At 70.6% G+C, this 14,585-nt stretch carries 15 protein-coding genes; 10 read left to right on the top strand and 5 right to left on the bottom strand.

Features of this window, described 5'->3' with window-relative positions; genetic code table 11:
- Positions 1–26: 26 nt before the first annotated feature.
- Both HUA78_RS08125 and HUA78_RS08120 read left to right on the top strand, forming a co-directional pair.
- Positions 27–1,271 carry an adenylate/guanylate cyclase domain-containing protein gene (locus HUA78_RS08125; RefSeq protein WP_141649058.1) on the top strand — a complete coding sequence of 415 codons (1,245 nt, stop codon included), beginning with the start codon at positions 27–29 and terminating at the stop codon, positions 1,269–1,271.
- 97 nt (positions 1,272–1,368) lie between these two features.
- Positions 1,369–2,229, top strand: a complete 861-nt coding sequence (locus HUA78_RS08120; protein ID WP_174476013.1) for a caspase family protein — start codon at positions 1,369–1,371, stop codon at positions 2,227–2,229.
- Between the two features lie 71 nt (positions 2,230–2,300).
- Here HUA78_RS08120 and proS read toward each other — a convergent pair whose 3' ends face one another.
- Positions 2,301–3,734 (bottom strand): proline--tRNA ligase, encoded by a 1,434-nt coding sequence (proS, locus tag HUA78_RS08115; RefSeq protein ID WP_141649056.1) that lies wholly within the window; start codon positions 3,732–3,734, stop codon positions 2,301–2,303.
- A 187-nt stretch (positions 3,735–3,921) separates the two neighbouring features.
- Here proS and HUA78_RS47465 point away from each other — a divergent pair, with 187 nt between their 5' ends.
- The 3 genes from HUA78_RS47465 (at position 3,922) to HUA78_RS08100 (ending at position 6,373) form a co-directional block, all read left to right on the top strand.
- Complete coding sequence (locus HUA78_RS47465; protein ID WP_174476012.1) at positions 3,922–4,602, top strand: DUF4336 domain-containing protein; 681 nt, start codon at positions 3,922–3,924, stop codon at positions 4,600–4,602.
- Positions 4,603–4,803: 201 nt separating this feature from the next.
- Positions 4,804–5,433, top strand: a complete 630-nt coding sequence (locus tag HUA78_RS08105; protein ID WP_174460885.1) for an MXAN_6652 family MXYO-CTERM-anchored protein — start codon at positions 4,804–4,806, stop codon at positions 5,431–5,433.
- 85 nt (positions 5,434–5,518) lie between these two features.
- A complete protein-coding gene (locus HUA78_RS08100) occupies positions 5,519–6,373 on the top strand; it encodes an endonuclease/exonuclease/phosphatase family protein (RefSeq protein WP_174460886.1) in 855 nt (284 codons plus the stop codon).
- On the opposite strand, the gene HUA78_RS08095 is transcribed toward HUA78_RS08100, so the two are convergent.
- On the bottom strand, positions 6,352–6,903 hold the full coding sequence (locus HUA78_RS08095; protein WP_174454162.1) for a hypothetical protein: 552 nt from the start codon (positions 6,901–6,903) through the stop codon (positions 6,352–6,354). The two genes, HUA78_RS08100 and HUA78_RS08095, sit on opposite strands and share 22 nt — an antisense overlap.
- Positions 6,904–7,015: 112 nt before the next feature.
- Positions 7,016–7,399 (bottom strand): hypothetical protein, encoded by a 384-nt coding sequence (locus HUA78_RS08090; RefSeq protein ID WP_174454163.1) that lies wholly within the window; start codon positions 7,397–7,399, stop codon positions 7,016–7,018.
- Positions 7,400–7,559: 160 nt separating this feature from the next.
- Here HUA78_RS08090 and HUA78_RS08085 point away from each other — a divergent pair, with 160 nt between their 5' ends.
- Entirely contained in the window at positions 7,560–8,951 is a 1,392-nt protein-coding gene (locus HUA78_RS08085) for a hypothetical protein (RefSeq protein ID WP_174454164.1), read from the top strand.
- Positions 8,952–8,994: 43 nt separating this feature from the next.
- Positions 8,995–9,657: a YdcF family protein gene (locus HUA78_RS08080; protein WP_174454165.1), complete on the top strand. Its 663-nt coding sequence runs from the start codon at positions 8,995–8,997 to the stop codon at positions 9,655–9,657.
- Here HUA78_RS08080 and HUA78_RS08075 read toward each other — a convergent pair.
- Both HUA78_RS08075 and HUA78_RS08070 read right to left on the bottom strand, forming a co-directional pair.
- A complete protein-coding gene (locus HUA78_RS08075; RefSeq protein WP_174454166.1) occupies positions 9,638–11,173 on the bottom strand; it encodes a trypsin-like peptidase domain-containing protein in 1,536 nt (511 codons plus the stop codon). The genes HUA78_RS08080 and HUA78_RS08075 overlap by 20 nt on opposite strands.
- 167 nt (positions 11,174–11,340) lie before the next feature.
- The gene (locus HUA78_RS08070) at positions 11,341–11,853 is read right to left on the bottom strand and encodes a MarR family transcriptional regulator (protein ID WP_174454167.1); all 513 of its coding nucleotides are present in this window, start codon (positions 11,851–11,853) and stop codon (positions 11,341–11,343) included.
- A 118-nt stretch (positions 11,854–11,971) separates the two neighbouring features.
- Between HUA78_RS08070 and modA the strand changes: the two genes are divergently transcribed.
- The 3 genes from modA to modC are packed head-to-tail and all read left to right on the top strand — an operon-like array spanning position 11,972 to position 14,474.
- Positions 11,972–12,733, top strand: a complete 762-nt coding sequence (gene modA / locus HUA78_RS08065) for a molybdate ABC transporter substrate-binding protein (RefSeq protein ID WP_217439538.1) — start codon at positions 11,972–11,974, stop codon at positions 12,731–12,733.
- A complete protein-coding gene (gene modB / locus HUA78_RS08060; RefSeq protein ID WP_174476011.1) occupies positions 12,730–13,407 on the top strand; it encodes a molybdate ABC transporter permease subunit in 678 nt (225 codons plus the stop codon). The genes modA and modB overlap by 4 nt, the downstream gene beginning before the upstream one ends.
- Complete coding sequence (gene modC / locus HUA78_RS08055; protein ID WP_217442386.1) at positions 13,380–14,474, top strand: molybdenum ABC transporter ATP-binding protein; 1,095 nt, start codon at positions 13,380–13,382, stop codon at positions 14,472–14,474. The genes modB and modC overlap by 28 nt, the downstream gene beginning before the upstream one ends.
- Positions 14,475–14,585: the final 111 nt, after the last annotated feature.

Genomic DNA, 14,585 nt, shown 5'->3' with positions numbered 1-14,585 from the left:
GGAGGGTGGTGGTAGCGTGCGACCTCATGCGGGTGCTTTCCCATGTCGAGGATACGCTCGCGCGACGCCTGGAAGGGTGGCGCGCGCAGGTGGGCGAGTGGCTCAACCGGGTCCGCGCGGCGGGCACGGCGAGCTGGCTGGTGATGACGTGGCAGTTCGAGTGGCGCACGCCGCTCGGGGTGCTCGCCGCGTACCTGGCGCTGGCGGTGGTGCTGTGGGCCGGCGCGCGCCGCTTTCCCCGCCTGGGGCGGCGCCCGGCGCTCGGGCTCGTCTTCCTGGACATGCCCGCCGTCTTCGCCCTCCAGTCGCTGGCCATCGGCACGGCGAACAACGACAACGCGGTGCCCACCGCGCTCTTGACGCTGGGCGTGTACATCGTGCTGGTGGTGCTCGTGTCGCTGGTGACGCTGTCGCGCGTCATCGTCGTGCTGGCCACGGTGGTGGCCATCGGCCTGGAGAAGATGCTGGTGTTCCAGGCCCAGGTGGAGTGGCAGGCGTTCCTGCCGGGCATGGTGCTGGTGCTGGCGCTGGGCGCGCTCGCGGCGGCCTTCATCAGCCGGCAGGTGCTGGGGCTGGTGACGCAGGTGGCGCAAGAGGAGGTGCGGCTGGAGCGGCTGGGCCGCTACTTCTCCCCCGAGGTCGCCCGGCAGATTGCCCAGCACGGCACCGAGGCGGGAGGCGGCGAGCACCGCGAGGTGACACTGCTGTTCTCCGACATCCGAGGCTTCACCTCCATGTCCGAGCGCATGGACAGCCCTCAAGTCGTCGCGCTGCTCAACGAGTACCTGTCGCGCATGGTGGACGTGGTGTTCCGCCATGGAGGGACGCTCGACAAGTTCATCGGTGACGGCATCCTCGCGTACTTCGGCGCGCCGCTGGATTTGCCGGGGCACCCGAAGGCCGCGGTGGCGTGTGGGCTGGCCATGCTGGAGGCGCTGGAGACGCTCAACGCGGAGCGTGTGGCGCGCGGTGAGGAGCCACTGCGCATCGGCATCGGCATCCACACGGGGCGCGTGGTGGTGGGGGACGTGGGCAGCGCGCAGCGGCGCGAGTACACGGTGATTGGCGACGCCGTGAATCTGGCCAGCCGCATCGAAGGGCTCACCAAGAAGGTGGGCGTGGCCATGCTGGTGTCGGAGGCCACGCGCCGCTTCTGCCAGGACGATGCGTCGCTGCGCTTCGAGCCCGCGGCGCCCCTGCCCGTCGCGGGCAAGGCCGAGCCCGTGGCCACCTTCGTCCCGGGCAAGCAGGCGTTGCGCGAGGTGGGCTGAGCGGACGAGGGCCGGGCGGGGAGGCTCGGCGCCCTGGGGCCGGTGGGCTCACACCTGGAAGCCTCGCGCTCCCTCCGGTGACAGGAGGAGTGTGACCATGGCTCAGGGATATTCGTTGAACATCGGGTTGAATCTGGTGGACCCGGCGCACTACGCGGGCTGGGACGGAGCGCTCGTCGCCTGCGAGGCGGACGCCGAGGACATGGTGGCCATCGCCACGGAGCGGAAGTTCTCCACCGTGCGCAAGGTGCTCACCCGGGACGCGACGCGGGGCCGCATCCTGAAGGAGATGGACGAGGCGGCCCGCGTGCTCCAACCCGGAGACCTGTTCCTGCTGACGTACTCCGGACACGGCGGGCAGCTCCCGGACCGCAACAGCGACGAGTCGGACGCGCAGGACGAGACGTGGGTGCTCTACGACGGAGAGCTCATCGACGACGAAATCCACCTCGCGCTGTCCAAGATGAAGCAGGGCGTGCGCGTGCTGATGTTCTCCGACAGCTGCCACAGTGGCACGGTGAGCAAGGCGGCTTACGCGGCGCTTCGGGGGTCAGGCAGCCTGGAGTTGCTGTCGGACACGCTGCATGACCCGACGCCGGGAGAGCGGCGCTTCAAGGACATGCCCACGGCGATTGCCCTGCGCACGTACCGGGACAACAAGGCCTTCTACGACGACGTCATGGCGGGACTCCCGAAGGATGACCCCATCGCGAAGACGAAGGCGACGGTGCTGCTCATCTCCGGGTGCCAGGACAACCAGCTCTCCAGCGACGGAGCCTTCAACGGCCTGTTCACCGCGAACCTGTTGCGCGTCTACAACAGCGGGAAGTTCCGGGGCAGCCACCGCACGTTCCACCGCCGCATCGTCCGGCGCATGCCGCCGCTCCAGTCGCCCAACTACTCCATCGTCGGCGTCCCCAGCCGCGAGTTCGAGCGGGAGACGCCCTTCGAGGTGTGACAAAGGGCCGAGGGGGGACTGATGGAGTCCCTCCACGGCCCTCTGTCATGACGCCGCGTTCGCGGTGGGGCTCAGTACGCCTTGGAGAACACGATGCGGCCCGGTGAGTCCTCGCCGGTGACGACGCACTTGCCCGGCTCCTGCTTGAGCGCGAAGGGACGGTTGCGCGTGGTCAGGCCCGTCTCTTCCTTGATGCGCGCCTCCACCTTGGGGTCCAGGTTCCAGTGCGCGAGCAGGAAGCCCGCATCCGCCTTCTCCTTCATCTCCTCGTAGGAGTTGACCTCGAAGGTGTGCTCGTCGCGGAACGTCTTCGCCTTCTGGAAGAGGTCCTTCTGCATCTGGTCCAGCATGGACTGGGCCTTGGCGGCGGCCTCGCCCAGCGGGATGAACTCCTTCACCTTCAAGTCACGGCGCACCATGACGCAGGTGCCCTTGGCCAGGTCCTTGGGGCCAATCTCGATGCGCACGCAGGTGCCCACCAGCTCGTGCTCGAAGTACTTGAAGCCGGGGCCCTTGCTGTCGTCGTCGTCCACCACCACGCCCAGGCCGGACTTGCGCAGGTCGGCGGCGAGCGCGTGGCTCTTCTCCAGGACCTGGGCCTTCTCCGTGTCGGTCGCCTTGCCGAAGATGGGGATGATGACCACGTGCGTGGCCGCCAGCTTCGGCGGGACGATGAGCCCCGAGTCATCCGAGTGGGTCATGATGAGCCCGCCGATGAGGCGCGTAGACACGCCCCAGGACGTCTGCCAGACGAAGTGCTCGCGGCCGTCGCGACCCTGGAACTTGGTGTCGAAGGCCTTGGCGAAGTTCTGTCCCAGGTTGTGGCTGGTGCCGGCCTGCAGCGCCTTCTTGTCCTGCATCATGGCTTCGATGCTGTAGGTGCGCAGGGCGCCGGCGAACCGCTCCGACTCCGACTTGCGGCCCGTCATCACGGGCATGGCCATGTAGTCCTCGGAGAACGTCCGGTAGACCTCCAGCATCTGGAGCGTCTCCTTCTCCGCGTCCTCTTCCGTCTCGTGACAGGTGTGGCCTTCCTGCCAGAGGAACTCGGTGGTGCGCAGGAACAGGCGCGTGCGCATCTCCCAGCGCATCACGTTCGCCCACTGGTTGATGAGCAGGGGCAAATCCCGATAGCTCTGCACCCACTTGGCGAAGCTGCGGTTGATGATGGTCTCCGACGTGGGTCGGATGACGTAGGGCTCCTCGAGCTTGGCGCCGCCCGCGTGGGTGACGACGGCGAGCTGGGGGTTGAAGCCCTCGACGTGCTCGGCTTCCTTCTTGAGGTAGCTCTCGGGGATGAGCAGCGGGAAGTAGGCGTTCTTGTGGCCCAGGTCCTTGAACATCTTGTCCAGGACGCGCTGCATGTTCTCCCACAGCGCGTAGCCGTTGGGACGGATGACCATGCAGCCCTTCACGTCCGAGTAGTCGGCGAGCTTCGCCTTCTGGACCAGGTCGACGTACCACTCGGAAAAGCCCTTCTCTCGGGGCGTGAGCTTATCGGCCATGTGCTGAGCACCTTTTCAAGTCGTTGAAAGAGGACGGTTGCCTACGCTTTGGCCACCCGGAAATCAACGCTCCAGTCGTCCCAGGACGTCCCTCGGCTCGTCCCAGGGTGGGTCGTTCACGTTGCGAGGGCTTTCGGAGGGCGGCGAGGATGCCCCGGCTGTCCCGTGGTCGTCCCAGGAGGAAGACATGCTGCGCGCCGTGGCTGGAGAGGTTCATTCCCTGGCGGTTCCCTTCCGGATGGGGGCGTTCGACCTGGGGGGACGGATGACGGTCATCCGCCTGCCGGGCGGGGGGCTGTGGGTGCACTCGCCGGTCGCCTGCACGCCCGAGGCGCGCGCGACGGTGGACGCGCTGGGCCCGGTGAGCTTCCTGGTCGCGCCCAACCTGATGCACCACCTGCGGGTGGGGGCATGGGCGGCGGCCTATCCGGAGGCGCGCGTGGTGGCGCCGGCGAGCCTGAGGGCGAAGCGGAAGGATTTGCGCATCGACCTGGAGTTGGGGGACGCGGCGGACGCGGGTTGGGCGGGGGTCATCGACCAGGTGCAGGTGAAGGGAATGCCGAAGCTGGACGAGTTCGTGTTCTTCCACCGGCCCACTGGCACGGTGCTGCTCACGGACCTGGCGTTCAACTTTCACCAGACGGGCTCGTGGCTCACGCGCACGTATCTGAAGCTCTGTGGCGCGTGGCAGCGGCTTGCGCCCACGTTCATCACCAAGGCGGTGGTGAAGGACCGGGTGGCGGTGAAGGCGTCGCTGGAGCGGGTGCTCGCGTGGGACGTGAAGCAGGTGGTGGTGTGCCACGGAGACGTGCAGGAGACGGGCGCGCGCGAGGCACTGCGCGAGGCGTTCCACCGGCTCGCGGGCTGAGGGCTCACACGGTGTTGGCGATACACGGGCGACGCGAGGGCCTTGGCGCGGGTCGCCGCCGACCCTTTTTGATACCGGCTATCTGGAGTCCTCTCGCGTGGATGCAACGCGAGCGTCACACCCTGACGGATGCTGGGAAGCGTTGGCGCGTCGCGCTATGACGTGCTCTCCATTTTTCATGGTTTTCCACCTGGAGGCTTCATGCGGTCGTTTCTTCCGTCTCTCGGAGTGGCTGGCGCGCTGACGGCGTGCCTCGTCTCCGGCTCCGCCCTCGCCTACGCCACCGGCCAGACGGGCCACAGCGGCAAGGACAGCTCGCTGACGTGCGCGAGCTCGATGTGCCACTCGACCACGGGTACCAAGCCCACCGTGACCCTCGAGGGACCCGCGTCCCTCGAGCCCGGCCAGACGGGCACCTACGCCCTCGTCATCACCGGCGGCCCCGGCGTTCGCGGCGGCTTCAACGTGGCCACGGATGGCTCCGCCACCCTCACCGCCGGCACCGGCTCCAAGAAGGTCTCCGGCGAGCTCACCCACACCCAGCCCAAGGCCTTCGCCAGCGGCACGGTGCGCTTCGACTTCACCCTCGTCGCCCCGTCCACCGGCGCCACGCTCACCCTGTTCGGCGCGGGCAACTCGACCAACGGCAACAACGAGGACACCGGTGACGCGTCCAACACCGCCACGCTCAAGGTGAAGGTCGGCGACGGCGGAGACGGCGGCGGCGGTGGTGAGGACGACGGCGGTGGCTGCGCCGCGGCCGGTGGCGTGCCCCTCCTGGGCGCAGCCCTGCTGCTGCTCGGCGCGCGTCTGCGCCGCCGCGACGCGTAAGCGGCTGGCTGCTCCTCAATCAGGCACCTGGGGGGCGGGGAGACAGTGAGCGACGGCGCGGCCTAACATCCCGCCCTCGCTCTCCATGCACCTCCGCCTCCTCTCCCTGCTGCTCATGCTGGGGCCGCTCGCGTGTGCGACAGGCCCCGGTCTCCTCCCCCCGGAAGTCCCGCTCGCCGCCGTACACCGCGAGCCTGGGACGCTGCGGGTGATGACCTTCAACATCCAGTCCGGTGCCCGTGGACTCGATGGCGTGGCCCGCGTCATCCGCGCCTCCGTGCCGGACCTCGTCGCGCTCCAGGAGGTCGACGTCGGCTCCAGGCGCGCCGGCGGCATCGACCAGGTGGAGGCCCTCTCCCTCCTCACCGGCCTGCCTCACCGCGCCCACTTCCGCACCACGGATCTGCATGGCGGCGCCTACGGCATCGCCATCCTGTCGCGCTTCCCACTGGAGTCGCTCGCGCAGTACCCGCTGCCCGTGCCCTCGGGCGCGGAGCCGCGCACGCTCGCGCACGCCGTCGTGTCCGTGGATGGTCGCGAGGTGAGCGTCTACCTCACGCATCTCATCCGCCGCCCCTTCAACAACGCCACGCGCCTGCGCCAGAGCGGCTACGTGGCCCGACTGCTCGCCCAGGACTCCCGGCCTCGACTGCTCCTGGGTGACCTCAACGACGACCCGGACTCGCACTCGGTGCGCCTGCTGCGCCGCGATTTGCGCGACGTCGTCGCCGCCACCGGCGGAGCCAGGGGCACCTACCCGATGCCCCTGTTCCTGCCCACGCTGCGCATCGACTACGTGCTGGCCTGTGATGCCTTCACGCCCGTGGCCAGCCGCGTGCTGCGGGTCGCCGCGTCGGACCACTACCCCGTCGTCGCGGACCTGCGGCTGGACGTGCTTCCTCCCACGGACGCGGAAGGTCAGCTCACGTTGAAGCGGTAGAGCACGTCCGGGTCTCCCCGGCTGTAGCCCTTGAGGACCTCGTGCTTCAGGTCCTTCGCGCCGAGCACCGTCAGGCCGCCCCACGCGAAGCCCATCACCGACAGCTCGAAGTACACGTGCGGCTTGGGCACCTTGATGATGTGCAGGTCCGTGTGGCCAGCTCCCGGCAGCACCTCCAGCTCGCCCTCGGTGAAGTAGCCCTTCCAGATGCCGGGCGTGAAGAAGAGGAAGCGGCGGAAGTCACCCGGGCTGAACATCGCCTTGAGCTGCCCCTGGCCCAGCGCGTACTCGGCGGATTTGATGCCGAACTGCCACCACGCGTTGGGGTCTCCTCCGTAGAAGCGCTGGAGCAGCTCCTCGTTGAGCCGCAGGAACGCATCCACCGGAATGCGCGTCACCGGGAGGACGGGCTGCGCGAAGACGGGCTCCTTCTTCTTGATGTCCGCGATGAAGTCCTTCCACGCCTTCTCGCCGTGGGACTGCATCGCCATCTGCTGTCGCGCCAGGAACGCCACGCCTTTGACTTCCATCCGTGTGCCTCCACTGCCTGACCCCGCGCGGGGCCGCGCTCGGGGGAGTCCGTCCCGGCTTCCACGGGAAGGATAGGGTGCGACAACGTCGCGCGCAGGCGACGCCTGCCTGCTACTCGAGCTGAAGACCGCAGTCGGCGCAGGCTCCGGCGACCAGGGGCGCCACGGTGCCGCAGGCCGGACACGGCGGCTCACCGTCCTCCGTCGCGGGCAATGCGAAGGGCGAGGCGCCGTCCGCCAGCACGCCCTCGCGCTGGATGCTGTCCATCCAACGTTGCTGGAGCAGCGTCGCCACGCGCAGGCCGTCCTCGGGGCGCACCAGCACCTGGAACTTCGGGCTGCACCCGGGCTTCGCGCACGCCTCGCGGTGTACCAGCGCGGGGACGTCCGCCTCCAGACAGGCCTCCACCAGCCGCCGGGCGTCCGCCAGCGCCATCTCCGCGCACGGCACCAACTCCACGTCCGACAGCACCTTCGTCACTTCATCCTGGGTCATCACCTGTCGGATTGGAGCCCACGCATGGGCCCTCCGTCCAGCGGCGAGCCGTCTTCTCGGACTCGAGGGCACCTCGCGCCCGCCAGGTCGCATCCCCACCCTGCCCGTCACTTCTTCGAGATTCCACGGGCCTGTACGGGGCGGGTGGGGGCACGACGCAATGCTTCATGGGGCACGGGGCAGCAGGGCCTGCCAGGCGCTGGCGTTGCTGGTCATGGCCTGTCAGCAGTCCGAGGCGGTGGGCCCGAGTCCCTCCGTCGAGAGCCCGCCGGCCGTCGTGCGCGCCCCACAGGCAGGGTCGCTGACGGGAAGGACGCGCTGGCTGCGCGCCTTGACGGGCGCGGGCCGGGAGTCCGCGGTGGGGCTCGCGCACGACACGCGCGGCAACCTGGTGCTGGCCCTCGATTCGGAGGACGCGGTGGCGGACCTCTTCGGTCCGTTGCTGGTACCCGCTTCCGGAACCGCCGCGCCAAAGACCTTCGGCGTGGCGAAGTACGGCACGGGGGGAGAGCGGATGTGGTCCGTCTCCCTGCCGGGCTTCGCGGAGGTCGTCGCGGTGAGCTCCCGCGGACACGTGTTCGTCGCGGGCCGCAATCCGGCGGGCGCGGACCTGGGCGGAGGGCCCCTGCCGGCGGGACGCTTCCTGCTCAAGCTGGGACGGGAGGGAGACTTCGTCTGGGCTCGGAGTCTGGTGTCGCTGGGCGTCTCGCCCGACTTCGTCCTCCAGCGCGCGGAGGTGGACCTGCTGGGCAACGTGGTGCTGGCGGGCACGCTTCCCGACGCGAAGCTCGGCGGGGTTGCCGCGCTGGTGAAGGTGGACGCGAGGGGCGGCTACCTGTGGACGTACGCGCACCCGGAGCCGGGAGCGGCCACCGGCGTGGCGGCGGACCGCGAGGGCTCCCTCTACGTCACGGGGCTGCTGCATCCCCCGCGCTCGCCGGTGACGCTCGATGCGCAGCCGTTCCTGCTCAAGCTGGACCCTCGCGGGCGCCCGCTGTGGGAGCGACGACTCGACACTGCGTCCGGCGGGGCCACCGGGGTGGCGGTGCACGGCGACCGCGTGCTGGTGACGGGCGCGTTCTCCGAACCGCTGACGTTCGAGGGGAAGACGCACGAAGTGGAGCCGGGCGGGAGCGAGGCCTTCGTGGCCGCGTTCGACCGGGAGGGCACACCGCGCTGGGCTCGGGCCTTCGGCTTCCAGGGGCTGGGCATCGCGATGGACGAGCACGACGGCGCCGTCGTCGTGGGCCGCTACGCACACGGTGACGACCTGGGCGCGGGGGCCGTGGTGGGCGCGCCGGGCAGCACGCTCAATCTCTTCATGGTGAAGCTGGACCGCGTGGACGGTGGGGTGCGCTGGGCGCGAGGCTTCGCCATGGCGCCGTCGGGCGTCGGAGAGGTCTCCGAGGAGCGCTTCTTCGTCTCGTCGTCGAAGAAGGGGGCGAGCGCCTTGCTGGGCACGCGGCTCTCCGCGATGGAGTTCGGGACGGTGGCGCTGGGCGAGCCCGGAGGCGGTGGGCGGGAGCTGTTCCTCGGAGGCTTCGAGCCTTGAGGAAAGTCGTCGAGGCGGGCTGCGCGCGGCTAACGTGCGGCTCGTGCCTCCAACTTCGCTGAGCGCGCGGCCCGGACGCGTGCGTCGACTGCTCGTGGTGTCCGTGGGTGTGGCGTCGTGCGGCGTGTTCGGCCTGGCGTGGGTGGTGGACCGCTTCGGGCAGCGCGAGCGCGCGGAGCCCTCCGACGCCGTGGTGGTGCTGGGCGCGCGCGTGCTGGCGGGCGGGGTGCCGTCCGGCGCGCTGCGGGCCCGCACGGAGAAGGCGGTGGAGCTGTACCGACGTGGCGTGGCGCCCCGGCTCGTCTTCTCCGGTGGCGTGGGTGTGCATCCGCCGTCGGAGGCGCGGGTGATGCTGACGCTCGCGACGCAGCTGGGCGTCCCCGAGGAGGCGTGCGTGCTGGAGGAGTCGAGCCACTCCACGGAGGACAACGCGCGCCTGACGGCGAAGCTGCTGCGCGACTTGGGCGCGCGGCGCGTGGTGGTCGTCTCCGACCCGTACCACCTGCTGCGCGCGCGGCAGTACTTCCGGCTCAATGGCTTCGAGGTGAGCACGAGCCCCGCGCTGGAGACCGAGCGCAACCTGCACTGGGTGGACCGCTTCTACTGGACGGTGCGCGAGGCCGTCGCGCTGGTGCTGCACCCTCGCGTGTTGTGGGCCCGCGCGCCTGGGGACGCGGGGCCGGACGTCACGACTCCGGCGCGGTGAGCGCGCGCAGCTCGCGCCGGCCTCCGGGCACCGCCACGCGCAGCAGCACGGACTCGCCCGGCTCGGCCTCTTTCAGCACGCGCGCCAGGTCCGTCGCCCGTCGCACCGGCTGGCCTCGCGCCTCCACCACCACCATGCCCGGCAGCAACCCGGAGCGCTCGGCGCTGGAGCCCGGCACCACGTCCGTCACCAACGCGCCCGCGCGCGGCAGCTCCTGCGCTCGCGAGAGCCTGGGGTCCATGTCCGACAGGCTCAGTCCCACGCGCTGGTGCGGCGGCTCCGCGTGCTCCTCCGGCGGCTTGCGCGAGGCCACGCCCTCCAGGTCCGGCCGCGTGCCCAGCTTCGCCTTCAGCTCCGTCTTCTTCCCACCTCGGTACACGGTGAGCGGCAGCTCGGAGCCCGGCGCCTTGAGCGCCACCGTGCGCGTGAGGGCGCGGCCAGAGGTGACGGGGCGTCCCCCCGCCGCGACGATGATGTCATCCGGCTTCAGCCCGGCCTCGGCGGCGGGCGTGCCTTCGTTTACCTCGGTGACGATGGCGCCCTCGCCCTTGGACACCCCCAGCGCGCTGCCCAGGTCCGCCGTCAAATCCTGCACGGCGACGCCCAGCCAGCCCCGCGTGACGGCGCCATCCTTCTCCAACTGGGGCAACAGCTCCTTCACGAGCGTGCTGGGCACGGCGAAGCCGATGCCGGAGCCCTGGCCGACGATGGCCGTGTTGATGCCCACCACCTCGCCGTGGAGGTTGAACAGCGGCCCGCCGGAGTTGCCCGGGTTGATGGCGGCGTCCGTCTGGAGGAAGTCGTCGAAGGGCCCCACCTGGATGTCGCGGGCCTTGGCGGAGACGATGCCCAGGCTGACGCTGGAGGCGAGTCCAAAGGGGTTGCCGATGGCCACCACCCAATCGCCCACGCGCAGCGCGTCCGAGTCGCCCAGCTTCACCACCGGGAGCCCCTTCACATCTCCCTTGAGCTGGAGCACCGCCACGTCCGTGAGCGGGTCTGTCCCCAGCACCTTCGCGTCCAGCTCGCGTCCGTCGGGAAACTGAACGCGTATCTCCGTGGCATCCGCCACCACGTGGTTGTTGGTGAGCACCAACCCCCGAGCGTCGATGACGAAGCCGGAGCCCAGGCCCTGGCGCGGCCCTTCCTCACGCGGGTCCTCGAACGGAGAACCAAAGGGCATGCCGCCGCCGAACGGAGAGCCCGGCCCCCCTCCATTCCAGGGAGAGCCCCGACGAGGGCCGCGCGCGGGTGAGGCCTCCCGCACCTCCACGTTGACGACGGCCGACTTCACCGACTCCACCAGCGGCGCGATGGACGCGAGCGCCCCGCGCATGTCCGGCGGCATCGGCTGCTTCGCGGGAGGCGTGCCCTCCGGAGCCGCCTCGGGTGACGGCGCCGCGGGCTCCTGCTGCGCGGAGGGCGGCGGGGCGGGCGGCGCTTCTTCCTGCTCCCGGCGGCAGCCCGCGAGTGTCAGGACCAGGCCCACGGCCACGACGCGTCTGCTTCCCTTCATCGCGTTCCTCCCCTCGCATCAACGCCGCGCTGCCATGGTGCGGAAGTCGTCCGTCGGAAGAAGCACCGGGCCCTGCCGGCGCGAAAGACGCCGCGTGTCACTTGAGGTGGGGCCCCTGGCGGGAGAAGGCACGAGGAAGCGGGCCTTGCTCGCCCGCTCCACGGGCTTCAGGCCGAGCGCTCGCGCGCCGTCGTCGCGGCGCTCGGAGGCCCCAGCGTGTCCATCCGGCGCAGCAGCTTCTCCAGGATGCGGAAGAGCGCCTTGCGGTCGACGCCGTCGAGGATGGAGAGCAGCTGCCCCATGCCCTGCGTCATGAAGCGCTCGAGCCGCTGGTAGGTCTGCAGGCCGTCGGGCGTGAGCCGACAGCGGACCACGCGGCGGTCGGCCGCGCTGCGCTCGCGCATCAGGTGGCCCTCGCGCTCCAGCCGGTCGACGAGCCCGGTGACGGTCTTCTCGGTGACGCCCAGTCGGCGAGCAAGCTCGCCCATCGTGAGCGAGCCGTCCTGGCCGAGCCAGAGCAGCGCATGCACCTGCGGGGGCGTGAACTGGAGCTGCTCGCAGGTGCTGGCGATGGGGTCACGGAGCGAACGGCGCCGGCCCAGCGCGAGCAGGAGCTGCTGAAGCTTCAGCACGTCCGCCGAGATGTCCTCATCCTCTTTAGGGTGGATATTCCGTGACACGGAGTATGGCTTAGCGGGCAGGGCCCCACGGGTCAACCCGTTGTCACGGCGTGGGCAGCCGTGCGGACAATGCGCTCCCCGTTGGGGGGAGCAAGAGGAGCGTCCAGGAGTGCGTACCATGTCCAGGCTGTGCGTGCTGACCCTGATGCTCCTGGGAGGAGCCGCGAACGCCGAAGAAGGGCTCGTCTTCGCCGCGGCCAGCACCACGGACGTGCTCCAGGAGCTGCGGCCCGCCTTCACGAAGGCCACGGGGCATTCAGTGGTGTTGGCGCTGGGCTCGTCTGGAGACCTGGCACGTCAGGCGATGGCGGGAGCTCCGGCGGATGCCTTCCTCTCGGCGGATGTGGCGAGGATGGAGGCCGTCCAGAAAGCGGGTCTGGTGCAACCCGGGACGCGAGTCGACCTGTTGTCCAACCGGCTGGTGGTCGTCATCCCGCTCGACTCGAAGCGGAAGCTCGTCGGGCCGGAGTCACTGAAGGGGCTGAAGCGGCTGGTGTTGGCGGACCCCGCCATCGTCCCCGCGGGGGTGTACGCGAAGGCGTGGCTGGAGAAGGCGGGGCTGTGGAAGGACCTGGCGCCCCGGGTGGTGCCGGCGCTGGATGTACGGGCCGCGCTGGCGGCGGTGGAGGCGGGCCGCGTGGATGCGGGTGTGGTGTATGCGACAGACGCGGCGCAGTCGAAGAAGGTGCGCGTGGCCTTCGAGGTCCCCGCGACGGACGCGCCCCGCATCGTCTATCCGGTGGCGGCGCTGACGAAGGGCAAGGCACCCGAGGTCGGCCGGGCCTTCGTGCGCTTCCTCCAGTCCGAGCCCGCGAAAGCGGCCTTCCAGCGACATGGCTTCGTCGTGCTCGCTCCAGATGGTGGAGAGTCCGCGAAGTGACGGACGACACGACGGGACTGGTGCTCTTCACGGTGACGGTGGCGGCGGTGGCCACGCTCATCATCCTTCCGCCCGGAGTGGCGGCGGCGTACGCGCTCGCGCGCTGGCGAGGCCCGGGGCGGGGCGTGGTGGACACGGTGCTCGCGCTGCCGCTGGTGCTTCCTCCGACGGCGGTGGGCCTGGTGTTGCTGGAACTCCTGGGCCGCAATGGTCCGTTGGGACGTTTGCTGGATGCGGTGGGCGTGGAGGTGGTCTTCACGCCCGGGGCGGTGGTGCTGGCCAGCGCGGTGATGGCGTTCCCGTTGCTGGTTCGCTCGGCGCGCTCGGGCTTCGAGGAGGTGGACCCGAGACTGGTGGCGGTGGCGCGCACGTTGGGGGACTCGCGGGCACGGGCGTTCTTCCGAGTGACACTGCCCCTGGCGTGGCGCGGGGTGGCGGTGGGCGCGCTCCTGGCCTTCTCTCGCGCGCTGGGTGAGTTCGGCGCGACGGTGCTGGTGGCGGGGAACATCCCCGGGCGCACGCAGACGTTGTCGCTCGCCATCTTCCAGTACACGCAGATGGGGCAGGACGCGCAGGCGCTCCGGTTGGCGGGTGTGGCGGCGCTCCTGGCCTTCGTGGCGGTGTACGCCACGGAGGGGCTGACGCGATGGCGGGGACGGCGGGTGAGCGCGTGAGCCTGGAGTTGTCCGTGCGCTTGCCGCTGGCGCGCTTCGCGCTGGAGGTGGACGTGCGGTTGGAGGGCGCGTCGGTGGCGGTGCTGGGCCGCTCGGGCTCCGGGAAGACGTCGCTGCTGGAGATTCTCGCGGGGCTTCGACGCGGTGCGCGCGGGCGAGTCGTCGTGGGAGGACGCGTGCTCCTGGACAGCGAGGCGGGCGTGGACATGGCGCCGGAGGCACGGCGCATGGGGTACGTGCCGCAGGACGCGCTGCTGTTCCCGCACCTCACGGCGGAGCAGAACGTGCGCTATGGCGCGCGCGCGGGCCGGCCGTCGCGTGTCGAGGAGGCCGTGGCGCTGCTCGAGCTGGGGCCGCTGCTGCACCGCTATCCGGCCACGTTGTCGGGGGGCGAGAAGCAGCGCGTGGCGCTGGCGCGAGCGCTGGCCACGGACCCGGCGCTGCTGTTGCTCGACGAGCCGCTGGCCGCGCTGGACGTGACGCTGAAGGAGCGCGTGCTGCCGTACCTCTTGCGCGTGCGGGACGAGGCGCGCGTGCCGATGCTGTACGTGACGCATCAGCTTGGCGAGGCGCGGGTGCTGGCGAAGGAAGCCCTGCTGCTGGAGGACGGGCGCGTGCGCGCCTCGGGGCCCGCGTCCGAGGTGCTCGGGGCGTCCGCGCGCGGACTGCTGGCCTCGGAGTCCGAGGGTGAGGAGAACATCCTCGAAGGCGTGCTGGAGCGACCGTCCGAGGGTGGCACCCGCCTGCGGGTGACGGAGGGCCTGTCGCTCTGGGTTCCCGATGCACCGGAGCTGCCGCCAGGCACGAGAGCGGCCTACGCGGTGCCGGCCGAGGACATCCTGTTGTCCATGGGACCGCTGTCGGGCGTGTCCGCGCGCAACGTGCTGGCGGGCACCGTGGTGGGAGTGGAGGGCGCGGGGGCAGGGGAGGCCGCGGCCACGGTGGACATCGCGGGCACGCGATGGGTGGTGCGACTCACCGAGGCCTCGGTGGGTGAGCTGGGCGTGGCCTCGGGAGTCCGTGTGCATCTGGCGGTGAAGACCGCCGCGTGTCGCCGGTTGCGGTGAGCGCTGGCGCTCGGCTGCTCGCGGGAGACATGCCGAGGTGCGTTCGCCGGATTCCGGCCCGCCTCGCAATCCACGGCCTGCTCACCCCAGGGAGACGAGACACCGGACCGG

Origin of the sequence: Myxococcus sp. CA033 (genome assembly GCF_013336625.1) — a bacterium.
Classification (GTDB): Bacteria; Myxococcota; Myxococcia; order Myxococcales; family Myxococcaceae; genus Myxococcus; species Myxococcus llanfairpwllgwyngyllgogerychwyrndrobwllllantysiliogogogochensis.
Note: the sequence above shows the minus strand (reverse complement) of the source record. Positions and strands in the feature narration are given on the sequence as shown.

Coding starts and splice junctions, on each gene's coding strand:
- HUA78_RS08095 (WP_174454162.1), bottom strand. CDS start 6,903: ATGGAAGTCAAAGGCGTGGCGTTCCTGGCGCGACAGCAGATGGCGATG.
- HUA78_RS08120 (WP_174476013.1), top strand. CDS start 1,369: ATGGCTCAGGGATATTCGTTGAACATCGGGTTGAATCTGGTGGACCCG.
- HUA78_RS08100 (WP_174460886.1), top strand. CDS start 5,519: ATGCACCTCCGCCTCCTCTCCCTGCTGCTCATGCTGGGGCCGCTCGCG.
- HUA78_RS08090 (WP_174454163.1), bottom strand. CDS start 7,399: ATGACCCAGGATGAAGTGACGAAGGTGCTGTCGGACGTGGAGTTGGTG.
- HUA78_RS08105 (WP_174460885.1), top strand. CDS start 4,804: ATGCGGTCGTTTCTTCCGTCTCTCGGAGTGGCTGGCGCGCTGACGGCG.
- modC (WP_217442386.1), top strand. CDS start 13,380: ATGGCGGGGACGGCGGGTGAGCGCGTGAGCCTGGAGTTGTCCGTGCGC.
- HUA78_RS47465 (WP_174476012.1), top strand. CDS start 3,922: ATGCTGCGCGCCGTGGCTGGAGAGGTTCATTCCCTGGCGGTTCCCTTC.
- HUA78_RS08075 (WP_174454166.1), bottom strand. CDS start 11,173: ATGAAGGGAAGCAGACGCGTCGTGGCCGTGGGCCTGGTCCTGACACTC.
- proS (WP_141649056.1), bottom strand. CDS start 3,734: ATGGCCGATAAGCTCACGCCCCGAGAGAAGGGCTTTTCCGAGTGGTAC.
- HUA78_RS08125 (WP_141649058.1), top strand. CDS start 27: ATGCGGGTGCTTTCCCATGTCGAGGATACGCTCGCGCGACGCCTGGAA.
- HUA78_RS08085 (WP_174454164.1), top strand. CDS start 7,560: ATGCTTCATGGGGCACGGGGCAGCAGGGCCTGCCAGGCGCTGGCGTTG.
- modA (WP_217439538.1), top strand. CDS start 11,972: ATGTCCAGGCTGTGCGTGCTGACCCTGATGCTCCTGGGAGGAGCCGCG.